The sequence below is a fragment of the Pantoea sp. Fr-CA_6 genome, from assembly GCF_024520895.1.
GTDB lineage: Bacteria > Pseudomonadota > Gammaproteobacteria > Enterobacterales > Enterobacteriaceae > Pantoea > Pantoea agglomerans.
Genome location: NZ_JALNPO010000005.1, coordinates 249,148 through 272,033, shown reverse-complemented (window position 1 = coordinate 272,033; position 22,886 = coordinate 249,148). Strand labels below are relative to the sequence as shown.

Sequence of the window (22,886 nt, the reverse complement as noted above, 5' to 3'; positions counted from 1 at the left end):
AAAAATGTGAAAGCCGCTACAAAGCGGCTTTATTATTGCCACTAATTTAACTTAAACGCTAAAGAGTAGGCAGAAGCATGCCGAAAACATAAAAAAAGGTAATCGTTATCTCTCAGCCCACAGTTTTCATGCCGACACTCAGACCGTCGCGTGCAGGACGTCGGGTCTCCAAGGACTTTTGATGCGTAACAACCAGCCTGTCTCTCAGCGTGAATATCTGTTCGACGATAATGCGACACTGATGTCGACCACCGATCTTAACAGCCACATCACCTACGCTAACGACGCGTTTATTGAGGCGAGCGGCTTCACCGCCGACGAGATCAACGGCCAGCCGCATAACATGGTACGTCACCCCGATATGCCATCAGAAGCGTTTGCCGACATGTGGGCGACGCTGAAACAGGGTGAACCCTGGACGGCACTGGTCAAGAACCGCCGTAAAAATGGCGATCACTACTGGGTGCGGGCCAACGCCATTCCGGTAGTCCGCGACGGTAAAGTGCAGGGCTACATGTCGGTGCGCACCAAACCCACGGCAGAGGAAGTGCGTCAGACTGAGGTGCTCTATCAGGATTTTCGTGAAGGCCGCGCCAGAGGGCGACGTTTTCACAAAGGCCTGCTGGTTCGCAGCGGCTGGCGTCGTCCCGCCTCAATCCTGAAGACGCTGCCCCTTCGCTGGCGGATCCGCACAACGCTGCTGACGTTACTGCCCCTCTCGGTGGCGGGCGTCTGGGCGCTGGGCATGACGCCCGCTGCACTGGCAGGCTTTACCGCGGGAATGGCTGCGCTGCTTCTGCTCTGCAGCCTGTGGCTGGAGCAGCAGATTTCACGCCCTATTGAGCGGATGTGCAAACAGGCGCTGAGCGTGGCAACCGGTGCCAGCCATAAAGTGGAGCAGATGGACCGCGTTGATGAGGTGGGTGTGACGCTGCGCGCCATCGGTCAGCTCGGCTTGATGTTCCGCTGGCTGGTGGATGATGTCAGCGGCCAGGCGATCAATGTGCTGAGCGCCAGCGACGCCATCGCCCGCAGCAATAACGAACTCAGCCGCCGTACCGAACAGGCGGCTGCCAACGTGCAGCAGACTGCGGCCACCATGAACGAAATGACCGCCACGGTGAAGAGCAACACTGAAACTGCACATGAGGCGAATACCCTCTCAGCCGGCACCAGCCACGCTGCCAGCAAAGGCGGTGAGGTGATGACCGAAATGATGGGCATGATGGGCGAAATTGCTGACAGTTCAAAGCGGATTGCCAATATTACCAGCGTCATTGACGGGATTGCGTTCCAGACCAATATCCTGGCACTGAACGCCGCCGTGGAAGCGGCGCGGGCCGGTGAGCAGGGCAAAGGCTTTGCGGTGGTCGCCGGAGAAGTGCGCAGCCTGGCGCAGCGCAGCGCCAAAGCCGCGAGCGAAATCAAAATGCTGGTTGAAACCAGCGCCAGCCGGGTCAACTCGGGCAATGAGCACGCCAGCGCGGCAGGCCGCACGATGCAGGATATCGTGTCGCAGGTGCAGAATGTCACCGCACTGATCGCCCAGATCAGCGCCGCCACGGCCGAACAGGCGACCGCGCTCAGCGAAGTCAGTTCAGCGGTGGAAGATCTTGATGATATCACCCACCAGAATGCCGCCCGCGTGACAGAAAGCGCCGAGGCTTCAGGTCGTATGACTCATCAGGCTAACCGTCTGGTCGAAGCGATCAGCGTCTTTCGTTAAGAGAAGAGATTAAGCGGCCCGGTTAAGAGGCCAGCGCCTGCGTGCCGTCGCGTCCGGCACGCAGTGCGCCTGGTGACTGACCGACAATCCGTTTAAAGGCGCGACTGAATGCCGCAATCGAGCCGTAGCCGAGATGATAAGCCACGGCTTCCACCGCTTCACCGTTGTTCACAATCCGCTGCACCGCCAGCCGCATCCGCAACTCCGTCAGATAGCGCAGCGGCGTCATGCCGGTGGCATTGAGAAACCGTCCGGCAAACACTGAGCGCGAACAGCCTGCCACGCTGGCCAGCCGCGCCACCGTCCAGTTTTCGCCTGGCTCCCGATGCATCGCAGCAATCGCCTGACTCAGACGTGGATCGCGCATTGCCTGCACCAGCCCACTGCGCTCGCCGCAGCCGTTCTCTACCCAGCCGCGCACAATCAGCGCGGCAACCACATCTGCCAGACGCGACAGAATCCCGGCGAATCCCGCCTGGCGGGTGCGAGACTCCCGTTCCATCGCCGCCAGAATCGGCTGAATCTCCGGGTATTGCGACAGCAGAGTACTCACCAGCATCACATCGGGCATGGTATTGATCAGCGGCTGCATGCCGCCGAGCTCAAACGCCATGCAGGCGCTGAATAACAGCACGCTGTGCTCGTCATCACAGGCATCTTCCGGGGCTGCAATGGCGCAGACGCTGTCGCAGAGCGGCTTGCTCGCCATGTTCTTAATACACTGGCAGCTCGCCTCCTCACTGGAGATCAGGCTGTGGGGTTTGCCGTGCGGCACCAGCAGCGCATCGCCGCTGTTGAGCTGAAACACCTCGCCGGAGGCACTGCGCACCATCAGTGAGCCGCGTCCGACAAAGTGGAACTGCGCCCGGCCCGGCGCGTGATCATAACGCAGCCCAAACGGCGCGCTCACTGCGATACGCTGATAGTTCACGCCATAGAGGCGCATCCCCATCAGCAGTTCACTGGTCAGATCTCCATAGTGGCTCATGTGATTCCAGACGAATTATCAAAAATGAAGGTGTAAGCATCATAGATCGTCCTGACACGGCGTTCTATGCTCACACTCACTTTTTTATCTTCCGGAGAAGCAGCATGAGTCTGACAACCGAAGTGGCTGATGAGGTTTCCTCGCCGTCCCGTCCCGCGTGGGGCGCGGTATTTGCTATGGCATTTGGGGTGTTCAGCCTCATCACCGCCGAATTTTTACCCGTGAGTCTGCTGACGCCGATGGCCCACAGCCTGGGCGTATCAGAAGGGCAGGCGGGACAGACCGTCACCATCACCGCGCTGGTGGCGCTGTTTACCAGTCTGGTCACCGGCAGCGTTACACGGCGCATCGACCGCCGCATCGTCATGCTGGTGTTTTCGTTGTTGCTGATCGCGTCGGCACTGATGGTGGCGTTTGCGGCTGACCTGACGGTGATCCTGCTGGCGCGGGTGCTACTGGGTATGGCCATTGGCGGCTTCTGGACACTCTCAACCGCCATCACCATGCGCCTGGTTCCCACCGATCAGGTGCCGCGTGCGCTCTCTATCGTCTTCAGCGGTATCTCGCTGGCGACGATTATCGCTACGCCACTGGGCAGCTATCTCGGCGGACTGGTGGGCTGGCGCAACATCTTTATGCTGACTGCCGGACTGGGTGCGGTGGCGCTGCTGTGGCAGTTCTTTACCCTGCCCGCCATGCCGGCAGAGAACAAAGCCCGCAACGGCGGGGTGCTGGCGCTGCTGCGTATTGGTGTGATGCGCTGGGGAATGCTGGCGGTAATCATGATGTTTACCGGTCACTTTGCCTTCTTTACCTATCTGCGTCCATTTCTGGAAAGCGTTGCGCAGCTCAACCTCAATCAGCTGTCGCTGGTGCTGCTGGCCTTTGGTGTGGCGAACTTTTTTGGCACCTCGCTGGCCGGTTTCCTGGTCACCCGCAGCGTATCACTGACCCTGAGTGGCATGGCGCTGTTGATGAGTGTCACCGCGCTGCTGCTGGTGAGCTTTGGCGATGTCAGCTGGATGGTAGGCGCAGGCGTGGCGATCTGGGGTATGGCGTTTGGTTCGATGCCAACCGGCTGGTCAACCTGGATTTCGCGCGCGGTGCCGGATGATGCGGAGTCGGGCGGCGGTTTACTGGTTGCCACCATCCAGCTGGCGATTACTGTCGGCGCGGCGGCGGGCGGCTGGATGTTTGACCTGCGCGGCGCAGGCGGTGTGTTCGTTGCCAGCGGAGTGCTGATGCTGCTGGCCGCGCTGACCATCTTCACCCGGGTACGGCATCACGGTTAAATTCTCAAGGGCAGCAATATATGCTGCCTTTTTTAATGGGCGTAGATTATTAACCTTTTGAGTGATAACTGTGCGAAATGTGCTTTTTATCATCAATTTTACTGAACGAGTTAAGCAAAACCCTCCGCTTTTTACTGATCAACTTCCGGACTAATATATCTATCAACAAGGCAGCAAGCCTTACCTGATAAAAATTAACCGAGGAATTGACCATGAAATCTATCAAAACTTTTGCAGCTGTTATCGCGCTTTCTGTTCTGCCATTCGCCAGCTTCGCCCAATCTGTGACCGCCATCGACTCTACGCTGGATGGTGCTGAAGCGAAAATCGCTGCGCAGGCTCAGGAAGCTGGTGCTTCATATAAAATCACTGAAGCTTACACCAACAACGGCGTTCACATGACCGCTGAGCTGCTGAAATAAGTTAAGTTTTACCCTCTTGTGCTGACAGGACGCCTTTGGGCGTCCTGGCGGCGTTTATCCGCTAATAATCCTGTCCCTTTCCCCCCGAAATAATTATTATTCTCAAAAACAATTCTGCATCTGACTGCTGGTCAGCTGTTTCTGGTTGCAATGTCGGGCTTTCTTTTCACTGCGTCTGCAGTGGATTAACTATGGAGAAGTTATGAAAGCGATTACCAATACGTGCCGGACCCTGCGTCCGCTGTTACTGGCTACGGCCCTGTTCTCTGCCTCAGGATGGCTGGCGGTGCAGGCTGAAGATCTCAATCAGGCCGTGGGTAAAGGCGTCTATGAACTGGCAGTCAGCCCGAAAGATAACGCGCTGTTCGTGGCGACAGCGCAGAACAGCAGCGGTGACGGCGGCACCGTTTTCCGTCTCGACCCGGCGACGCTGGCGGTACAGCAGTCGATCAACACGGCGCTGAAATCGTTCGGCGCGGCGATCAACCCGCAAACCAACGTGCTCTACATCGGCAACACCGTAAACGGCTCGGTTACGGCCATTGACGCCAGCAGCGGCAAAGTGCTCAACACGCTGGTGCTGGATAGCCGTAAGCGCAGTGAGACCGTGCGCCCATTGCAGCCGCGTCAGGTGGCGGTTGATGCTAAAACTAACCGGGTTTATATCACCGGCCTGGGACCGCAAAGCGTGGTCTGGGTGGTGGATGGCAGCACGCTGAAGCTTGTCAGTACCATCCCGAATACCGGTAAAATGGGCACCGGCCTGGCGGTAGATTCAGACGCGCAAAAGGTCTACGTCACCAACGGTGATGGTGAACTGGTGACGATCAATGCGCGCACCAATGCCATTGAGAAAAAGCAGAAGATTGACGGCGATAAAGAGCACTTCTTCCTGAACATCGCGCTGGATACGCGCGGTCAGCGCGCCTTCCTGACGGATTCAAAGCAGGCGCAGGTACTGGTGGTTGATCTGCGTAATCAGCAGGTGATTCAGCGGATTGATGTGCCGGAATCGCTGGCGGTGCTGTTTAATGGTGATCGCGATGAGCTTTATGTTACTCATCGCAAAGCGGGTGAAGTCAGCATCATCGACGCCAGCAGCTATAAGGTGAAGCGCACGGTGAAAACCCCGGCGCTGCCTAACAGTCTGGCACTCTCGGCAGACGGCAAGGTGCTTTATGTCAGCGTGAAACAGCCTGGCTCGCGTAAGGCGCCGCCAAAAAATCCTGACAGCGTGATGCGTATTGCACTGTAAGGCGTGAAGTCCCGGACACTGCTGTATTGAAGCTGTTTTACATCCGGTCTTTGTAAACGAGAAAGCCACTCTGACGAGTGGCTTTTTTTATTTTCAAAGCCGTTTTGTAGTCTGGGATATCCTTTTGCCCTGGCGGCCCGCGAGACACTTGCCTTTATAGCGAACAGGCTATAGCATCATTTATAGCTTATTCGCTATAAGGATGTTGCGATGTGGGATGTGGATACAACCAAAAGATTTGATGAGTGGTTTAAGGCTCAGAGTGAGGAACTGAAGGAGGATATGCTCGCCGCGATAGTTATCCTGTCTGAGTATGGGCCGCATTTAGCGAGGCCGTTTGCTGATACCGTAGACGGCTCTGATTTTCCGAATATGAAAGAATTAAGAGTGCAGCATCAAGGCAAACCGATACGGGCCTTCTTTGCTTTTGATCCTTCTCGCCGCGGCATTGTGTTGTGTGCAGGCGATAAAACCGGGGTTAAGGAAAAGAAATTCTATAAAGACATGATCAAATTGGCAGATGCTGAATTCCGCAAATATTTGAATGGAGGGGATAATGGCTAATTTAAAAGAGCTGATGGCAAATCAAAGTCCGGAGAGTCGCGAACGCATTGCCAAAAAAGTCGATGCAATGCGGCAGGTTATCGCGCTACACATGTTGCGCGAAGAACTTAACCTGTCACAGACAGAGATGGCGCACGCAATGGGTGTGAAACAGCCAACTATCGCCAGAATGGAACAGGCTGATAATGATCCCCGCCTTTCTACGCTGAAGCGTTACGTTACGGCTCTGGGAGGCGAGATAAGTATCGATGTCAAATTGCCGACAGGCAAAAGAATAGCTTTTGATCTGTGATTAGAAGAGAGAAGCCACATTATCGTGGCTTCTCTCTTTCCAACCCGTTACACCTCTTCCGACGCTTCGCGCATCATCTCATCGTGCGGAACATCATCCAGAATCTGCTCAAAGCTGCGCAGACGCTTATAGATCGACATCAGTTCGATCAGCGTCGACCAGGAGGCGATCAGATACTGGAACGAGCCGCGCACCTGATCAAACACGTTGGTGATCTGGTTGAGTAAGCCCAGCGTGATGGTGCCCGCCACAATGGATGGAAACAGCAGGAACAGACCAAACACGTTATCAACCTGCAGATAGAGAATGCGGGTGATGTTGAAGTAGAGATAGTGAAAGTAGAGACGGAAGTAGTTAACCCGCACCCGACTGAACAACTCCTGAACCGTCTGCGGTGTGGCACGATCGGCATTGTCTTCGCCGTAGACCAGTTCTTTACGGTAGGCGGCTTCAACCCGCTGATTGCGGAACTCCAGCCCCGGCAGCTTGATCCCTACCAGCGCCAGCAAGCCAGTACCAAACACTGACCAGAGCACAGCGGCAATTACCAGTGCGTAAGGAATATTGCCGAGGATGGGAATATCTTTCACGTGATGGGAGAGCGCGACCAGCACCGGTAAAAACGCCACCAGCGTCATAATCGCCTGAATGAAACTGACACCCCAGTTTTCCAGCGTGGTCGCAAACCGCATGGTGTCTTCCTGCACACGCTGTGCGGCACCTTCGACATGACGCAGACGCTGCCAGTTGTGCATGTAGTAGTTATTCATGGCGCTACGCCAGCGGAAAACCCAGTGGCTGATAAAGAAGGAGTTGAGTACGCCAATCACCACTGCGATTAATGCGATGCCGAGAAAAGAGAAAACCTCATGGTAAAACTCCGCAATTTGCACCGATCCCGCTTTGGTTAACGCTTTCTGAATCAGATCATAAAACGGTCCATACCAGGCGTTAATGGCCACTCCGACCTGCACGCCAAACCAGGTAACAAAGATGATCAGCGCGGAGCCCCAGACTGACCAGCGTTGCCATGGATGCGCATCAATTAACCGCCAGGCCCCGGCAAAAATGGCTACCATGATCCAGTAATAGAGGTAGAACCAGAGCTGACTCACGGCGATAAAACGCGCTGCCGTCGTCGGCAGGGGCTGTTTCATTGCTGTTTCAAAGGTGGGCCAGATGCCGGGCAGATGCGCGGCAAAGCCGAACCAGGCAAAAATCGCTACTAAGCTCCAGACAGCCGCAGAGCTGAAAAACAGCGCTGGCCGCGGAAAAAAAGACTTAAACATAGGCACTCCGCTGTTGTGTGTTGCCTGTTATAACGTTTTTGACGGGTCGCTGTCTGTAGTCTGTTGTTTCTGCTAATGACAGGAGGGGGATAGATGTTAATGAAATTGTGCGGTTTTGTTTCCTGGAACTAAATCTTTGTGAATGGCAGTGTTACAATAGGTTGTTTGTTACCGGTAACAAACAGGCTCCTGGCCTGTATCTGCTGATAAAAACCATTACAACGCAACCACCTATTTTTTTCATACCGCCGGTCAGCGCGGGAATGAGGCAATGTCATGTCAGAACAAAAAAAGGGTCATTCACGCAGGGATTTTTTGCTGAAGACAATCACCCTGGCGCCTGCAATGGCGGTAGGTTCCACAGCGATGGGTGCTCTCTCCCTGCCGCTGGCCACACAGGCGGCTGAAACCCCGGCCACGCCACAGCAGGCGCGCGACTACCAGCCGAACTGGTTCACCGCCGAAGAGTTTGCTTTTATTACCGCCGCCGTGGCACGGCTTATCCCCAGCGATGAACGCGGGCCTGGTGCGCTGGAAGCGGGCGTGCCTGAGTTTATCGATCGTCAGATGAATACGCCGTATGCCACGGGGTCGAACTGGTATATGCAGGGGCCGTTTAACCCCGACCTGCCGAAAGAGCTGGGCTATCAGCTGCCGCTGGTGCCACAGCAGATCTACCGCCTCGGTCTGGCCGATGCCGATAATTACAGCAAAAAGCAGCACGGCAAGGTGTTCGCCCAGCTCAGTGGCGAGCAGCAGGATGCCTTACTGCAGGCGATGGAAAATGGCAGTGCTGAATTCAGCCAGCTGCCGGCAAAAGTCTTCTTTAGCTTCCTGTTGCAGAATACCCGTGAAGGCTTCTTCAGCGATCCTATACACGGCGGGAATCAGGGCATGGTCGGCTGGAAGCTGATTAACTTCCCTGGCGCACGCGCCGACTTTATGGACTGGGTAGAGCGCGGCGAACGTTATCCGTTCCCGTCAGTGTCGATTCGCGGGGAGAGAAGCTAAGCATGGCAAACGAAATGAAAAAAGTGGATGCGGTGATTGTCGGCTTCGGCTGGGCGGGTGCCATTATGGCGAAAGAGCTGACCGAAGCGGGCCTGAACGTGCTGGCGCTGGAGCGCGGACCGCATCGTGATACCTATCCTGATGGCTCCTATCCGCAGTCCATTGATGAGCTGACCTATAACGTCCGCAAAAAGCTTTTCCAGGATCTCTCCAAAAGCACCGTGACCATTCGTCATGATGCGTCGCAGACCGCAGTGCCCTATCGTCAGCTGGCGGCATTTCTGCCCGGCACCGGTACCGGTGGCGCGGGTCTTCACTGGTCCGGCGTCCATTTCCGTGTCGATCCGGTTGAGTTGCGGATGCGCAGCCATTACGAAGAGCGCTACGGCAAGAACTTCATTCCGGAAGGCATGACGATTCAGGATTTTGGCGTCAGCTACGATGAGCTGGAGCCGTTCTTCGACAAAGCGGAAAAAGTTTTTGGCACCTCAGGCAGCGCCTGGAGTATCAAAGGCAAAGTGGTCGGCAAAGATACAGGCGGCAACCCGTTTGCACCCGATCGCTCAGATAACTTTCCGCTGCCCGCGCAGAAGCGCACTTACTCGGCGCAGCTGTTTGCTCAGGCGGCAGAGTCGGTCGGCTATCACCCTTACGATCTGCCGTCCGCCAATACCTCGGGTCCGTATACCAACACCTACGGCGCACAGATGGGGCCGTGCAACTTCTGCGGTTACTGCAGCGGCTACGCCTGCTACATGTATTCCAAGGCGTCGCCTAACGTCAATATCCTGCCTGCGCTGCGTCAGGAGCCGAAGTTTGAGCTGCGCAATAACTCTTATGTGCTGCGGGTCAATCTCAGCGATGACAAAACGCGTGCGACCGGCGTGACCTATGTGGATGGGCAGGGCCGCGAGCAGATTCAGCCCGCTGACCTGGTGATCCTCTCCGCCTTCCAGTTCCACAATGTTCACCTGATGCTGCTGTCGGGCATCGGCAAACCCTACAACCCGATTACCAACGAAGGGACCGTAGGCCGCAACTTCGCCTATCAGAACCTCTCTACGCTGAAGGCGCTGTTTGATAAGAACACCACCACTAATCCGTTTATCGGTGCGGGTGGCGCAGGTGTTGCAGTTGATGATTTCAACGCGGATAACTTCGACCATGGGCCGCTGGGCTTTGTTGGTGGTTCGCCATTCTGGGTTAACCAGGCGGGCACCAAACCGATCTCCGGCCTGCCGGTGCCGGCGGGTACGCCCAACTGGGGCAGCAAATGGAAAGCGGCGGTGGCGGATACCTACACCCATCATCTGTCGATGGATGCGCACGGCGCCCACCAGTCTTATCGCGCCAACTACCTTGATCTCGATCCCAACTACAAAGATGCCTATGGACAGCCGCTGCTGCGCATGACCTTTGACTGGCAGGAGAACGACATCAAAATGGCGCAGTTCATGGTCGGCAAGATGCGCAATATCGCGGAAGCGATGAATCCGAAGATGATCATCGGCGGCGCGAAAAAGCCTGGCACCCATTTCGACTCCACGGTTTATCAGACTACCCACATCAGTGGCGGGGCGATCATGGGCGACGATCCAAAAACCAGTGCGGTTAACCGTTATCTGCAAAGCTGGGATGTACCGAATGTGTTTGTACCGGGCGCATCAGCTTTCCCGCAGGGGCTGGGCTACAACCCGACCGGCATGGTGGCGGCGCTGACCTACTGGTCAGCTAAAGCGATTCGCGAACACTACCTGAAAAACCCAGGCCCACTGGTGCAGGCATAAGGACATGGCGATGAAAAATGGCATTCTGGCTCTGATTCTTGGCTCCCTGACGTTCGCCGCCCTGGCGGAGAGCAGCCAGGACGATCTGGTTAAACGGGGTGAGTATCTGGCGCGAGCCGGTGACTGTGTGGCCTGCCACACCAGCAAAGGCGGCGCGGCCTTTGCCGGTGGTCTGCCGATGGCAACACCGATTGGCACCATCTATTCCACCAACATTACGCCCGATCCCGCGACTGGCATTGGCGAATACAGCTACGACGACTTCCAGAAAGCGGTGCGTCAGGGCGTGGCGAAAAATGGCGATACGCTCTATCCGGCGATGCCATATCCCTCTTATGCCGTGGTCAGCGATGAAGACATGAAGGCGCTTTACGCCTACTTCATGCATGGCGTCGCGCCGGTCGGGCAGCCAAACCGGGAGAGCGACATTCCCTGGCCGCTGTCGATGCGCTGGCCGCTGGCGATCTGGCGCGGGATTTTTGCGCCCGACGTGAAAGCGTTCCAGCCTGCAGCCCAGGAAGATCCGGTGCTGGCACGTGGTCGCTATCTGGTAGAAGGACTGGGTCACTGCGGGGCCTGTCACACGCCGCGCAGCATCACGATGCAGGAGAAGGCGCTGACCAACAATGAGGGCAGCGACTATCTGGCGGGCAGCAGCGCACCGATTGATGGCTGGACCGCCAGCAATCTGCGTGGTGACAACCGCGATGGACTGGGTCGCTGGAGCGAAGAGGACCTGCGTCAGTTCCTGCGCTATGGCCGCAACGATCAGACCGCTGCTTTTGGTGGCATGACCGACGTGGTGGAACACAGCCTGCAGCACCTGAGCGAGTCCGATATCACGGCGATTGCGCGCTATCTGAAGTCGCTGGGCGCGAAAGATCCGCATCAGGCAGCCTTCAGCGTCGATGACGCTACCGCCAAAGCGTTGTGGAAAGGTGACGACAGTGCGACGGGGGCAGCCACCTACGTCGACAGCTGTGCGGCGTGCCATAAAACCGATGGCAGCGGCTATAAACGTTTCTATCCGGCGCTGCGCGGTAATCCGGTGGTGCTGGCGGACGATCCGACCTCACTGATCCATATCGTGCTGGTGGGCGGACAGTTGCCTGGCGTTAATGGCGCGCCGTCGACCATTACCATGCCAGCATTTGGCTGGCGTCTTGACGATCAGCAGGTGGCGGACGTGGTGAACTTCGTGCGTAACAGCTGGGGCAACAAGGCGTCGGAGCCGGTCAGCGCGAAACAGGTCGCTGAGCTGCGTAAAGATGAGAAAGATCGGCTGGGCAGTGCAGATATCCGGGTACTGGAAGGCAAATAATCAGCAGTAAAAAAGCCGTCATCATCAGGATGACGGCCTTTTCTTTTAGATATTCTCCAGATCGATACCGCGCGTTTTCGGCCCATAAATCCCTACCGACAGCATCACCATCATCATGCTCAGCACGATAAAGGTAATCACACCTGGCGTACCGGCATACTGCAGGATCACCCCAATCAAAATACTGCTGAATACCGTAGAGAGACGGCTGAAGGAGTAGCAGAAGCCGACCGCCCGCGCCCGAATATGGGTCGGGAAAATCTCGGTCTGATAGGCGTGGAAGCTGAAGGTCAGCCAGGCGTTGGACCAGGTGATCAGGAAGCCGCAGAGAATCAGCAATACCGGCTGCGTCTGGAAGGCGAACAGCGTGCCGAACACCACCGTCATCAGCGACGACAGGACAATCTGCCACTTATTTTCCAGCTTATCGGCGTAGCGGCTACAGATCAGCGATCCCAGCGGATAGGCCAGCGTGATGAAGAAGGCATAAAGCAAACTGTGCGTCACCGTGGCACCGCGGCCTGACAGCAGCGCAGGCAGCCAGTTACCAAAGCCGAAAAAGCCGATCGCCTGGAAAAAATTCATCACCACCAGCATCAGGGTGCGCTTGCGGTAAGCGGGTGACCAGATCTCGCTGAAGCGCCCCCGTTTTGGCAGCTGCGCCGCGGCGTCGTCGGCTGAAAAAGCGGGTCCTGCCGGGATGCCGCAGCGTTGCTCCATCGTGGACAGCACCTGATGCGCCTCCTGATGACGACCCTGCTGCGCCAGCCAGCGCGCCGACTCCGGCAGGTTCCTGCGCACCAGCCAGATCACCAGCGAGCAGACCGCGCCCGCAATGACCACCCAGCGCCAGCCTTCAAGGCTGAACAGCGTTTGCGGAATCAGCCACCACGACATCAGCGCCACGGCCGGCACCGATAAAAACTGCACGAAAAAGGAGAAGGCAAAGGCGCGGCTGCGCAGATGGGTCGGCACCCATTCCGACAGATAGGTGTCGATGGTCACCAGCTCGACGCCCAGCCCGATCCCCACCAGAAAGCGGAACAGAATAATCATCTCTGCGCTCTGCTGGAACGCCATCAGCAGTGAAAACAGCCCGTACCACAGCAGCGCACACATAAAGGTGAGACGGCGACCAAAGCGGTCAGCGTAGGGTGCCAGCAGGCTGGCACCAAAAAACAGACCGAGAAAAGTGGCTGAGGCGAAGGCCGCCTGATCGGAGAAGCCCAGCACGCCTGCCGCACCCGTGTGAAATACGCCCGCCGACAGCAGGCCGGTACTGATGTAGCCGGTTTCAAACAGGTCATAAAGCTCAAAAAAGCCGCCCAGCGCCAGCAGCGTAATAAAGCGCCACAATCCGGCGGAGGAGGGCAGCGCATCAACACGAGCGGCTAAGCTGTTACGGGCCACCGATGAAGCGTTCATCGGTGGCAGGCTGGTGGAGGAGGTGGTCATGTCAGCGTGAACCTCAGGCAGTGTGGAGACGACTCGCAGCCGGTCGGAGGCTTATTAAAATAGTTAACCGTTAGCAAGCGAAGAAATAGCAGAATAGTCAATTCATCCGCCGTTGCCGAGAGGGTCGTTGCTGACTATTTAGCAACGTACGTTGCAGGTTTTGCCATCCGTGGCACTGTGCTTTACGGCAGTTTCGGCCAGACGCCTGGCCCGATCGGCAGACCCAGCAGATACCACACCAGCAGCAGCGCTATCCAGCTGATAAAGAACACCAGCGGATAGGGGAAGATCAGCACGTAATAGGTGCCGAGCTGCGCATCTTTCTGGTAACGCTGCAAAAAGGCGAGAAACAGCGGCAGAAACGGCGACATCGGTGCCAGTGGCAGCACGGCGGAGTCGGCGATGCGGAAAATCATCTGGGCAAAGGCGGGATGGAAGCCGAGCAGCATAAACATCGGCACAAAGACCGGCGCCAGAATCGACCAGATGGCTGAGCCGCTGGCGATAAACATGCAGAGAAACGCCGACAGGAACATCAGGCCAAGAAAAGCGGGCGCGCCGCTGACGCCTGCGCTCTCCAGCACATCAGTCAGCCCGATCGCCATGAATTTGCCCATGTTGCTCCAGTTGAAGAACGCCACGAACTGCGACAGGGGAAACACCATCACGATAAAACCCGCCATGCCCTTCATCGGATCGACCAGCAGCTGCGGGATATCATCCGGACGGCGGATCTGTCGGGTGACCACGCCATAAGCAATCGCCACCACAAAGAAGAACAGAATGATGATCGGCACAATGCCCTGAATAAAAGGCGAGGGAATAATGGCGCCGGTGGCGGGATTGCGCAGCGGTGCATTTTCCGGCACCACCAGCAGCGCCATCAGGGCGATAAACAGCAGCGCGGCGATCCCGGCAGCCCGCAGACCGCGGTTTTCAAGCGGCGTCAGCGCCGCCAGCTTCTCGCCGTTGCCCTGCCACTTTGGCAGTCGCGGCTCGACAAATTTATCGGTCAGCAGCGCGCCCACAATCGTCAGCACAATCACCGACGTGGCCATAAAGAACCAGTTATCGATGACGCTGACATGCACCGTGTCGCTGACCGCTTTAGCCGCTTCAGTGCTGATGCCCGAGAGCAGCACATCGGTGGTGACAATTAGCAGGTTGGCGGTAAAGCCGGAGGCCACACCGGCAATGGCGGCCAGCAGGCCCGCCACCGGATGACGGCCCACCGCCAGAAAGATCAGTGCGCCCAGCGGCGGCATCACCACCAGCGCGGCATCCGAGGAGATATGGCTGAAAAAGGCGATAAACAGCACCATGTAGCTGGCATAACGGCGGCTGACGCGTGACGCCATCTTCACCATCAGCGACTGGAGCAGGCCGACCTTTTCCGCCAGTCCGGCACCAATCACCAGCGCCAGAATCGATCCCAGCGGGGTAAAGCTGCTGAAATTTTTGATGATATTTGGCAGGATCCACTGAATGCCTGCGACGCTCAGCAGGTTATTCACCCGCACGATTTCGCCGTTGCTCGGATTCTTCACCGCCAGATCCAGCGCGCTGATAATGGCGGTCGCCACCATCAGCACCACGATCAGATAGACAAACAGTAAAAACGGGTTGGGGACTTTATTCCCCACGCGCTCGATCCAGCTGAAGAGCCGGCCAGGACTGCGGTTCTCGGATGTTGCTTCCATGGTATTGGTTCTCGTCTTGTGTCCCTTTTATCGGCGGTAGCAAGGCCTGACGCCGGTCGCGTTGTGCGACAGGCGCTGAGTTCAGTTCCGGCACCGCTGAATCGGGGAAGTGTTTGCAATATTTTTTTATAGTGGTCCGCGTCAGAGACACGGCCGTTGGCTCATTCGGCCAGTTTTGTTGGTGTGATCCCCGCCGGGATCGGGCAGTGATAGGGCTGCGCGGCGCGTACCCGATCAAACTCGGCCCGGCAGCCAGCCAGCGCCTGCCGATCCGTTAACAGCGTTAACACCGTGGCCGCCATCACTTTGCCCGCCAGAAACATCCCCTTATGCCCGATACTGGTGCGTCCCTGCGCCACCAGTTGCCAGGTGTGCAGCGGCGTGCCGAAGGTAAAGCAGGGCGCAAAACACTGTGCAGTCGGCGTCACCCAGCTGACATCGCCGACGTCGGTGGAGCCATAAAGCAGTTCACGTGTGACCGCATAGGGCGCGACCTCATCCATAAACAGCTTGTCACCCAGTTGTTCAGCCCAGGCGTGACCTGCTTCACCACCGGTTCGGGCGGCATTGAGCCGGGCATTGCGCAGATCGTCATCAGTGAGCGTGGCACGCAGTTCAGCCGCAAACGCGCGTTCTTCGTCGCTGTAGTCGGGCAAACCAAACTGATGCAAATAACGGTCCATGACCGCTTCCAGCGCGCGATTCGGGACGTAATCCGAGCAGGCTTTGTCAAAACGTACGGTCAGCGTGGTGTCGGTCATCAGTGCTGCCCCCCTGGCGATATTGATCACCCGTTCATAAATCGCCTGCGCCTGTGGCAGTTCCGGGGCGCGGATCAGGTAGAGCACCTCCGCATCGGCCTGCACCACGTTCGGCGATACACCGCCGCTGTTGGTGATGGCGTAGTGCAGACGTGCCTCCTGAACGATATGCTCGCGCAGAAAGTTGGCCCCGGTATTCATCAGCGTGACGGCATCCAGGGCGCTTCGGCCCAGATGGGGAGAATTGGCCGCGTGCGCCGCAACCCCTTTGAAGCTGAACGCCGCCTGAATATTGGCGAGGGTGCGCAGATTGAACATGCCGCTGAACCCCTCCGGATGCCAGGTCACGGCGGCATCAACGTCGTCAAACAGCCCTTCGCGCACCATAAAAGTCTTGCCCGAACCGCCTTCTTCGCCAGGGCAGCCGTAAAAGCGAACCGTGCCACCCGTGTGATGCTGTTCCATCCAGGCTTTCACGGCGCAGGCCGCCGCAACACCTGCCGTGCCGAGCAGGTTGTGACCGCAGCCGTGTCCGTTGCCGTTGGCTTCCAGCGGTTGTGGCCGGGCGCAGCCCGCCTGCTGACTCAGGCCCGCCAGCGCATCGAATTCGCCAAGGATGGCAATCACCGGCTTGCCGCTGCCCGCACTGGCGATAAACGCCGTATCGATGCCACCCACGCCGCGTTCCACTCTGAATCCCTCTTCTGCCAGCGCATCAGAAAGCAGGGCTGACGAGCGGGTTTCGGCAAAGCGGGTCTCCGGTGTGTCCCAGATGGCGTCACTGAGCGTGCTGAAACGAAGCTGATGACGAGCGATATAGTCGGCAATAAAGTCTTCCATCATCGTGAGCCCCCATACTGCGCCTGGTTCAGCGCCAGCGTCGCCAGCAGCGTGATGGCGTCCGGCATCACCCGCTCATCAAAGTCGAATTTCGCATTGTGGTGACCTGCCGCCAGCTCACAGCCAAAAATGACGTAAGAGGCCTGACCGCCGCGCTGCTTTACCCGTTCCATCATGTAGGTCGCATCTTCCGAACCCGCCGCCTGCGCTTTACGATCGACCACGGAGTCGAAGATACCGAGCGCGTCCGCCTGCTGATGGATGAAATCAACCCATGGCTGCGTCGGGGTACAGCTGCGCGCGGCCCCCATCAGCGAGACCTGCTGCTCAACGCCATACATCGCCGCCGCACCGGCAATCACCCGCAGCGCCTGCTGATAGATGTCGTCGTTGACCTGATTGGTCACGCCACGGGTTTCGACTTTCAGCAGGGCGCAGTCGGCTACCACGTTGCGGCCGGTCCCCGCCTGCAGCACGCCCACGTTGACCCGTGCCACGCCGCCGCTGTGCTGGGTTAAACCATGCAGCGCCAGCGTTGCTTGTGCGGCGGCCAGCAGGGCATTGCGCCCCTCTTCAGGACGACCGCCCGCATGGGCACCGACGCCGGTAAAGTGAACATCCAGCTTGGTAGTGGCGAGGAAGCTGTCGCTGCCGCACACCACTTCGCCTGCCGGCACGCCGGTGCCGATATGAATGGCGGTGAAGCGATCAACGTCATCGACTACGCCCGCCGCCACCATCGCTTTTGCGCCGCGCACACCCTCTTCGGCGGGCTGGAAGATCAGTTTAATCGTGCCGCTGAGCTGATCTTTCATCGCCATCAGCACCGAGGCGAGACCCAGCCCGATGGTGGTGTGGCCGTCATGTCCGCAGGCGTGCATCATGCCTGCGTTGCAGGAGGCGAACCCTTCACGCTGCGGCAGATGATCGTCAGCCTGGCTCTCGTTGAGATCCAGGGCATCCATATCGACGCGGAAGCCCATCACCGGGCCAGGACGGCCGGTCTCAAGCGTTGCCACGATGCCGCAGAATCCGCCGGAGAAGTGGCTGATCCACTGCGGCAGCGCGCCCTGTTGCAGCGCGCGCGCTTCCTGCTGCTTCAGCACTGCCTTGTCGGGCAAGCCCATCCGCGCGTCGGCGTCGATGACCTCACGGCCCAGCTTCAGTTGATAACCGAGCTTATGCAGCTCTTCAGCGACGAAGGTGGCGGTGCGGAACTCCAGCCAGCCCGATTCGGCATAGTGATGGAAGTCGCGACGCCACTGTTGCAGCTGTGGCAGCCGGGCGCTGACGTGGTCTGAAAGGGGGTTCATCGGCTCTCTCCTCGTTGTTGATTTTTTATGCACTGTTCCGAATCTACACAATGGTATTGACCGGCATAAGATGCGAATATCTTGTGACTGATAAACAACGGTTATCGCAAAATTATGTCTGCCAATCTCAAGCTCCATCAGCTGCGCGCCTTCGTTGACGTGGCGCGACAGGGCAGTATCCGGGCGGCAAGCCGTCTTTCCGGGCTGTCACAACCGGCGTTAACCAAAGCGATTCAGGAACTGGAGCGCGAGCTGGGGGCAAAGCTGTTTATCCGCCGTCAGCAGGGCGTGGTGTTAACCGATATCGGTGATAACTTTTTTCGGCATGCCAGCCTGGTGCTGGCAGAGCTGCGGGTCGCCGAAGAGGATATTCAGCAGCGGCTGGGACTGGGTGGCGGTCAGGTGAATATCGGCGTCGGTGGCAGCGTGGCGCGCACCATTATGCCGCAGGTGATTAATCAGTTTCATCGCGAATACCCGCTGGTGAAGGTGCGCATCGTCGAAGGCCAGCTGGTGTCGATGGTGCATGAACTGCGCCAGGGGGCGCTCGATTTCACCATTAATACCTACGATCAAAGCCATCTCGATCAGGAGCTGATGTATGAGCGGATGATGGAGCGCGAGTACAAGGTGGTGGTGCGCAAAGGCCATCCGCTGGAAAAGGCGCGTTCTCTGGCGGAGTTACAGCAGGCGGACTGGACGATGCCAACGCCTAAAGGCAGTTACTACCGCTTGTTGCACGATCTGTTTGGCGAGCGCGGCATGGCCCCGAAAATTGTGGTGACCTGTGAAACCTTTATGGCCTGCACCAGCCTGGTCGCGCAAAGCGATTTCATCAGTATTCTGTCGGTCGACGTCATTGACGACCCGATTCTGGGTCGGTCGCTGGTGGCGCTGACGCTCGACGAACCCCTGCCGAAAGCGATCTTCTATCTGATCCAGCGCAAAGACACGACGCTGACCCCAATGAGCAGTTATATGGCACAACTCTTTCGCCGTTATTGCCAGTAAAATCAGTGAGTAAAGTCGATCGTCTACACTGTTAAGGTACTGAAAAAAATCCACCCGACAAATATAGAGGTTACGATGCAAGTCAGTCCTTATCTGTTTCTCTATGGCCGTTGCGAAGAGGCTATCGACTTTTACCTGCAGGCGACCGGGGGAGAGTTGCTCTCTAAAATGAAATTCGGTGATATGCCGGATCAGGGTGAGCAGGTCGGCGATCAGTCTGCCGCGCCGCAGCCGCCAGAAAAGATCATGCATGCCCAGCTGCGTATTGGTGACGGTGAGCTGATGCTGAGCGATGGCAACACCGATCAGCCGCCAGCGTCTGAGCATGCCGGTTACGCGGTCAGTCTCTCAACTACCGATGTCGAAAAGGGTAAAGCCTGGTTTGAGAAACTGTCGGCAGGCGGCAAGGTGACAACTGAGTGGCAGGAGACGTTCTGGTCGAACGGATTCGCGATGTTCATTGATAAGTTCAACATTCCGTGGCGCATCAATGTCGAGAAGCCGCAGGAATAATCGGGCCAGCCGGCGTCGCAATTTGCGGCGCCGTATTAATTAATGGCAACTGCCAGGATTAATGCGCGGCGGCGCTATTCAGGCCGCCGCACGTAATCAGAAGTTATAACCCGCCACCAGGTAGTAACCCCAGCCAGTCGATTTCACTTCAAACGGTCCATTGCCGAAGTTCAGCTCCTGACCATCCGCCCATTGTCCGCCGTTGTGGAAGTAACGCGCCACCGCAGAGAAGTGCCAGTGATCGTAACCCAGTGACAGAATATGGCTGGAGGCGATGGAGTTGCTGGTGCGTGATGAACCGCCTTTATCGCGGAGATCGGAACCCCAGTCGAAGTTGGTGAAGCCCACATAGCCCAGATTACCGCCCCACAGCGTGGTGATTGGCACGAAGTATTTCACCTTGAAGCGATAGCCATCCCAGCTGTTTTCATTCGCCGCACCGTAGTTTTCCCACTGATATTTGGCGTAGACGTTCAGCGACAGGCCGACATCGCTGTGCGTATCGATATCGGTGCCCAGACCCATATACCAGGTGTTCTGGCGGCTATCGCTGTTGCGGCCCATGTCGTAGATGTAGTTGTTAGCGAAATACCACTCTTTGAACGGACCAAAGGCCAGGCTGGTGCCGGTCAGTTTGTCGATAGAGAAGCGCGGCTCAATCTCCATAAACATCGGTGAACCGTGATCAAAAATGCCGTTGGCGTTGCTGTTGCCTGCGCCGAAGAAGTTGGTCAGATCGAGGTAGCCATAAAAATCGAACCAGTCCTTCTTCGCAAACGCTTCATATTCCAGATAAACGTCGTTGTTAAACTGCGGTCCGAAACGGGTGTGGTAGCTGCCTACCACGTTAACGCTCTGATGCCACCAGTCGGAGACATACTGCGGATCGCTTTCAGCGGCCTGCGCAGCGCCACTCAATGAACATGCCAGCACGGCACCTGCTATCAACGTTTTAAATTTCATTATTATCAGCCACATGCTTTTGACCGCCGCACAGCAGACGCAGTCAGAGAGAAATCGGTCCCTTGATGGGAATGAGGGTTTCACAGCAAATAACAGCCAGTTCTTCAGCCCGCGTAGCGTGCCTGTAACAGATCGATAGAAAATAGATTTTGCTCACGTTTGTCAAAAAGTGTTGCATTACAATTCAGCTAAAATGTGATGCGCTTCACAATAATGACCAGGATCGAACGGAACCAGGCAACCGTTTACGTTGTCTGGTTCGTGATCAAACGGGCGGGATCAGGGAAGGGTGACGCGAACCTGCAAACCACAAATGGCACCCTGTGGCGTCATGCAATTGGAAAGGGCGACGTGAATCTGATGCTTCTGTGCGACGTTGCGCACAATGGATAATCCCAGCCCGCTGCCCTGGGCTTTAACGTCAGGTGAACGGGTAAAACGGTCAAAGGCGCGTTCGATAAAGGATTCCGGCATGCCTGGCCCGTTATCGACAATATCGACCACTGTTTTACCTGCGACCCGATGCAGCAGCACATCGACCAGGCTGCCCTCCGGCGTGTGCAACATGGCGTTACCAATCAGATTGTCGAACAGGCTGCGCAGCTCGGAACGGCTGGCCTGCAGACGATACTGCGTGGAGCCATTAAAGCCGATATCGATGCCGCGTTTATCTGCCACTACCATCAGCTGCTCAATGCTCTCTTTCAGCAGATCGTCCAGTTCGATATGCTCGACGCTGGCGACCACGCTCTGGTCATCCTGACGCGAGACATTGAGTAACTGCGTGACCAGATGACGGGTGCGTGTGACGCCCGCTTCCAGCTGGCTGAACTGCCGGCTCGCTTCGCCTGGCTGGATGTGCTGACGCAGATTTTCCAGCTGCAAGGTCACCGCCGTTACTGGCGTGCGCAGCTCATGCGCCGCATCTTCCAGGAACTGACGCTGCGACGACCAGGCCTCACGCAACTTACTCAGCAGCGAGTTGTAGGCGGCCACCAGCGGCAGGATCTCATCCGGCAAGCCTTCGGGTGAGACATTGTGCGGATGATGCGTCTCCTGCGCGGCAATCTGACGCGAAGCGACCTGCAGATCCCGGGTGATCTTGCGCACCACCAGCCAGATCACCAGCAGTGAAAGCGGCATCATCAGGATCAACGGAATGATCGCTGACAGCGCCCGCTTGACCATCAATGCCTTCATGTAGCTGAGGTTGTGCATCACCTGGATAGTTTTTATCTCGCTGCCAGGTAAGCCGGGCCGGGTATAGATGCGCCATTCGCAGTCGTCGCACTGACCCACATGCACGTCGCGATAGCCGCGTTGATTTTGCAGCGGAGCCTGCAGCTCCGGCCATGAGCTGGCCCGTAACTGACCCCGATCGTCCCACAGTTGCACCACAAAGGCGCTCTTCGCCTTGTCAGGCGCAATAAGCATCGGCATCAGGGCGGGCATCTGTTTATTAGTGGACCAGGCATCAGCGATTTTTGCCAGCTGATCGTCCTTCATGGTGCCGACCATATCGCCGTAGCAGCTGAAGAAATACCAGGTGACGCCGCCGATCATCAGCAGATGAATAATCAGCAGCGTAGAGAGTAATTTGTTGCGTAATGAACGCATAAAGGTGAAGGGTTTCATATTGCCGGTACCCGCCAGCCCAGCCCGCGCACGTTGCGGATCACGTCGTTATCCAGCTTGCGGCGCATCCCGTGGATCAGGACATCCACCGCGTTGCTGCTGACTTCATCGCCCCAGCCATAGATGCGATTTTCCAGCTGCTCGCGCGACAGAATAGCGCCTGGCCGCTCCAGCAGGGCGTAGAGCAGGGCATATTCGCGCGCCGTAAGCTGCTCGCGCTGTCCTTTGTAGAGCACTTCGCGGGTCATCATATCCAGCTGCACATCGCCGCTGCCCAGCACCGAGTCTGCTGCGCCGTGGCTGCGTCGGGTAATCGCGCGCATCCGGGCCATGACTTCCTGTAAATCGAACGGTTTAAGCAGGTAGTCGTCAGCGCCGCTGTCGAGTCCCTGAATCCGCTGCGCCACCGTGTCGCGTGCGGTAAGAATCAGCACCGGCGTGGCGTCGCCGCGCCCGCGCGCCCGGCGCAGTACCTGCAGGCCATCATCGCGCGGTAAGCCGAGATCGAGCAGCACGCAGCTGTAGCCGCCTTCGCTCCAGGCATTCTGGGCATAGATGCCATCACGCACCCAGTCCACCGACCAGCCCGCCCCCTCCAGTGCCTGCTGCAGGTTCGCGCCGATCATTTCATCATCTTCAACCAGTAACACGCGCATGGCTGATCTCCTTCAGAAAGATGAGGGGAGTTTACTCACCAATTGTTAGGCCAGAATTATCCGCCGTCATACTTCGCACTGTGGCGGCGTTG

At 57.4% G+C, this 22,886-nt stretch carries 20 protein-coding genes; 11 read left to right on the top strand and 9 right to left on the bottom strand.

From position 1 onward, the window contains the following. Positions 1 to 181: 181 nt before the first annotated feature. The gene (locus NR201_RS11970; RefSeq protein ID WP_010252127.1) at positions 182 to 1,726 is read left to right on the top strand and encodes a PAS domain-containing methyl-accepting chemotaxis protein; all 1,545 of its coding nucleotides are present in this window, start codon (positions 182 to 184) and stop codon (positions 1,724 to 1,726) included. A 22-nt stretch (positions 1,727 to 1,748) separates the two neighbouring features. Here the strand turns inward: NR201_RS11970 and NR201_RS11965 are convergent, their stop codons facing one another. Continuing rightward, positions 1,749 to 2,714: an AraC family transcriptional regulator gene (locus NR201_RS11965; RefSeq protein WP_256849804.1), complete on the bottom strand. Its 966-nt coding sequence runs from the start codon at positions 2,712 to 2,714 to the stop codon at positions 1,749 to 1,751. A 104-nt stretch (positions 2,715 to 2,818) separates the two neighbouring features. Between NR201_RS11965 and NR201_RS11960 the strand changes: the two genes are divergently transcribed. The 5 genes from NR201_RS11960 to NR201_RS11940 all read left to right on the top strand — a co-directional run bounded on the left by NR201_RS11960 (position 2,819) and on the right by NR201_RS11940 (position 6,539). Beyond that, on the top strand, positions 2,819 to 4,006 hold the full coding sequence (locus NR201_RS11960) for an MFS transporter (protein WP_256849803.1): 1,188 nt from the start codon (positions 2,819 to 2,821) through the stop codon (positions 4,004 to 4,006). A 212-nt stretch (positions 4,007 to 4,218) separates the two neighbouring features. Continuing rightward, positions 4,219 to 4,428, top strand: a complete 210-nt coding sequence (locus tag NR201_RS11955; RefSeq protein WP_009092571.1) for a DUF1471 domain-containing protein — start codon at positions 4,219 to 4,221, stop codon at positions 4,426 to 4,428. Positions 4,429 to 4,630: 202 nt separating this feature from the next. Continuing rightward, positions 4,631 to 5,683 (top strand): YncE family protein, encoded by a 1,053-nt coding sequence (locus NR201_RS11950; protein ID WP_060681537.1) that lies wholly within the window; start codon positions 4,631 to 4,633, stop codon positions 5,681 to 5,683. Positions 5,684 to 5,893: 210 nt separating this feature from the next. Further along, complete coding sequence (locus NR201_RS11945) at positions 5,894 to 6,247, top strand: type II toxin-antitoxin system RelE/ParE family toxin (protein ID WP_022625232.1); 354 nt, start codon at positions 5,894 to 5,896, stop codon at positions 6,245 to 6,247. After that, positions 6,240 to 6,539 carry a helix-turn-helix domain-containing protein gene (locus tag NR201_RS11940; RefSeq protein WP_022625233.1) on the top strand — a complete coding sequence of 100 codons (300 nt, stop codon included), beginning with the start codon at positions 6,240 to 6,242 and terminating at the stop codon, positions 6,537 to 6,539. The genes NR201_RS11945 and NR201_RS11940 overlap by 8 nt, the downstream gene beginning before the upstream one ends. A gap of 47 nt (positions 6,540 to 6,586) precedes the next feature. Here the strand turns inward: NR201_RS11940 and sbmA are convergent, their stop codons facing one another. Continuing rightward, positions 6,587 to 7,828 (bottom strand): peptide antibiotic transporter SbmA, encoded by a 1,242-nt coding sequence (gene sbmA, locus NR201_RS11935; RefSeq protein ID WP_010672044.1) that lies wholly within the window; start codon positions 7,826 to 7,828, stop codon positions 6,587 to 6,589. Between the two features lie 276 nt (positions 7,829 to 8,104). On the opposite strand from sbmA, the gene NR201_RS11930 reads away from it, so the two are divergent. The 3 genes from NR201_RS11930 to NR201_RS11920 are packed head-to-tail and all read left to right on the top strand — an operon-like array spanning position 8,105 to position 11,947. Next, on the top strand, positions 8,105 to 8,839 hold the full coding sequence (locus tag NR201_RS11930; protein ID WP_010672043.1) for a gluconate 2-dehydrogenase subunit 3 family protein: 735 nt from the start codon (positions 8,105 to 8,107) through the stop codon (positions 8,837 to 8,839). 2 nt (positions 8,840 to 8,841) lie between these two features. Next, positions 8,842 to 10,626 carry a GMC family oxidoreductase gene (locus NR201_RS11925; protein WP_010252112.1) on the top strand — a complete coding sequence of 595 codons (1,785 nt, stop codon included), beginning with the start codon at positions 8,842 to 8,844 and terminating at the stop codon, positions 10,624 to 10,626. A 10-nt stretch (positions 10,627 to 10,636) separates the two neighbouring features. Then, the gene (locus tag NR201_RS11920) at positions 10,637 to 11,947 is read left to right on the top strand and encodes a cytochrome c (RefSeq protein WP_033780611.1); all 1,311 of its coding nucleotides are present in this window, start codon (positions 10,637 to 10,639) and stop codon (positions 11,945 to 11,947) included. A gap of 45 nt (positions 11,948 to 11,992) precedes the next feature. Here the strand turns inward: NR201_RS11920 and NR201_RS11915 are convergent, their stop codons facing one another. The 4 genes from NR201_RS11915 to NR201_RS11900 form a co-directional block, all read right to left on the bottom strand. Further along, positions 11,993 to 13,402: an MFS transporter gene (locus NR201_RS11915; protein ID WP_187505735.1), complete on the bottom strand. Its 1,410-nt coding sequence runs from the start codon at positions 13,400 to 13,402 to the stop codon at positions 11,993 to 11,995. A gap of 182 nt (positions 13,403 to 13,584) precedes the next feature. After that, a complete protein-coding gene (gene abgT / locus NR201_RS11910; RefSeq protein WP_010252101.1) occupies positions 13,585 to 15,102 on the bottom strand; it encodes a p-aminobenzoyl-glutamate transporter in 1,518 nt (505 codons plus the stop codon). Between the two features lie 161 nt (positions 15,103 to 15,263). Further along, positions 15,264 to 16,706, bottom strand: a complete 1,443-nt coding sequence (locus tag NR201_RS11905; RefSeq protein ID WP_256849802.1) for a M20 family metallopeptidase — start codon at positions 16,704 to 16,706, stop codon at positions 15,264 to 15,266. Then, positions 16,703 to 18,016: a M20 family metallo-hydrolase gene (locus tag NR201_RS11900; protein WP_256849801.1), complete on the bottom strand. Its 1,314-nt coding sequence runs from the start codon at positions 18,014 to 18,016 to the stop codon at positions 16,703 to 16,705. Before NR201_RS11900 ends, NR201_RS11905 begins: the two co-directional genes overlap by 4 nt. A gap of 114 nt (positions 18,017 to 18,130) precedes the next feature. On the opposite strand from NR201_RS11900, the gene NR201_RS11895 reads away from it, so the two are divergent. Further along, positions 18,131 to 19,027 carry a LysR family transcriptional regulator gene (locus NR201_RS11895; RefSeq protein ID WP_010252093.1) on the top strand — a complete coding sequence of 299 codons (897 nt, stop codon included), beginning with the start codon at positions 18,131 to 18,133 and terminating at the stop codon, positions 19,025 to 19,027. A gap of 75 nt (positions 19,028 to 19,102) precedes the next feature. Beyond that, positions 19,103 to 19,540, top strand: coding sequence for a VOC family metalloprotein YjdN (yjdN, locus tag NR201_RS11890; RefSeq protein ID WP_010252091.1), 438 nt, complete (start codon positions 19,103 to 19,105; stop codon positions 19,538 to 19,540). 96 nt (positions 19,541 to 19,636) lie between these two features. On the opposite strand, the gene NR201_RS11885 is transcribed toward yjdN, so the two are convergent. The 3 genes from NR201_RS11885 to NR201_RS11875 form a co-directional block, all read right to left on the bottom strand. Next, positions 19,637 to 20,503: a nucleoside-specific channel-forming protein Tsx gene (locus NR201_RS11885; protein ID WP_010252090.1), complete on the bottom strand. Its 867-nt coding sequence runs from the start codon at positions 20,501 to 20,503 to the stop codon at positions 19,637 to 19,639. Positions 20,504 to 20,782: 279 nt separating this feature from the next. Further along, on the bottom strand, positions 20,783 to 22,138 hold the full coding sequence (locus NR201_RS11880) for a HAMP domain-containing sensor histidine kinase (protein WP_022625242.1): 1,356 nt from the start codon (positions 22,136 to 22,138) through the stop codon (positions 20,783 to 20,785). Then, positions 22,135 to 22,794, bottom strand: coding sequence for a response regulator (locus tag NR201_RS11875; protein WP_010252086.1), 660 nt, complete (start codon positions 22,792 to 22,794; stop codon positions 22,135 to 22,137). Before NR201_RS11875 ends, NR201_RS11880 begins: the two co-directional genes overlap by 4 nt. Between the last annotated feature and the right edge of the window lie 92 nt (positions 22,795 to 22,886).

Coding starts and splice junctions, on each gene's coding strand:
- NR201_RS11970 (WP_010252127.1), top strand. CDS start 182: ATGCGTAACAACCAGCCTGTCTCTCAGCGTGAATATCTGTTCGACGAT.
- NR201_RS11965 (WP_256849804.1), bottom strand. CDS start 2,714: ATGAGCCACTATGGAGATCTGACCAGTGAACTGCTGATGGGGATGCGC.
- NR201_RS11960 (WP_256849803.1), top strand. CDS start 2,819: ATGAGTCTGACAACCGAAGTGGCTGATGAGGTTTCCTCGCCGTCCCGT.
- NR201_RS11955 (WP_009092571.1), top strand. CDS start 4,219: ATGAAATCTATCAAAACTTTTGCAGCTGTTATCGCGCTTTCTGTTCTG.
- NR201_RS11950 (WP_060681537.1), top strand. CDS start 4,631: ATGAAAGCGATTACCAATACGTGCCGGACCCTGCGTCCGCTGTTACTG.
- NR201_RS11945 (WP_022625232.1), top strand. CDS start 5,894: ATGTGGGATGTGGATACAACCAAAAGATTTGATGAGTGGTTTAAGGCT.
- NR201_RS11940 (WP_022625233.1), top strand. CDS start 6,240: ATGGCTAATTTAAAAGAGCTGATGGCAAATCAAAGTCCGGAGAGTCGC.
- sbmA (WP_010672044.1), bottom strand. CDS start 7,828: ATGTTTAAGTCTTTTTTTCCGCGGCCAGCGCTGTTTTTCAGCTCTGCG.
- NR201_RS11930 (WP_010672043.1), top strand. CDS start 8,105: ATGTCAGAACAAAAAAAGGGTCATTCACGCAGGGATTTTTTGCTGAAG.
- NR201_RS11925 (WP_010252112.1), top strand. CDS start 8,842: ATGGCAAACGAAATGAAAAAAGTGGATGCGGTGATTGTCGGCTTCGGC.
- NR201_RS11920 (WP_033780611.1), top strand. CDS start 10,637: ATGAAAAATGGCATTCTGGCTCTGATTCTTGGCTCCCTGACGTTCGCC.
- NR201_RS11915 (WP_187505735.1), bottom strand. CDS start 13,402: ATGACCACCTCCTCCACCAGCCTGCCACCGATGAACGCTTCATCGGTG.
- abgT (WP_010252101.1), bottom strand. CDS start 15,102: ATGGAAGCAACATCCGAGAACCGCAGTCCTGGCCGGCTCTTCAGCTGG.
- NR201_RS11905 (WP_256849802.1), bottom strand. CDS start 16,706: ATGATGGAAGACTTTATTGCCGACTATATCGCTCGTCATCAGCTTCGT.
- NR201_RS11900 (WP_256849801.1), bottom strand. CDS start 18,016: ATGAACCCCCTTTCAGACCACGTCAGCGCCCGGCTGCCACAGCTGCAA.
- NR201_RS11895 (WP_010252093.1), top strand. CDS start 18,131: ATGTCTGCCAATCTCAAGCTCCATCAGCTGCGCGCCTTCGTTGACGTG.
- yjdN (WP_010252091.1), top strand. CDS start 19,103: ATGCAAGTCAGTCCTTATCTGTTTCTCTATGGCCGTTGCGAAGAGGCT.
- NR201_RS11885 (WP_010252090.1), bottom strand. CDS start 20,503: ATGAAATTTAAAACGTTGATAGCAGGTGCCGTGCTGGCATGTTCATTG.
- NR201_RS11880 (WP_022625242.1), bottom strand. CDS start 22,138: ATGAAACCCTTCACCTTTATGCGTTCATTACGCAACAAATTACTCTCT.
- NR201_RS11875 (WP_010252086.1), bottom strand. CDS start 22,794: ATGCGCGTGTTACTGGTTGAAGATGATGAAATGATCGGCGCGAACCTG.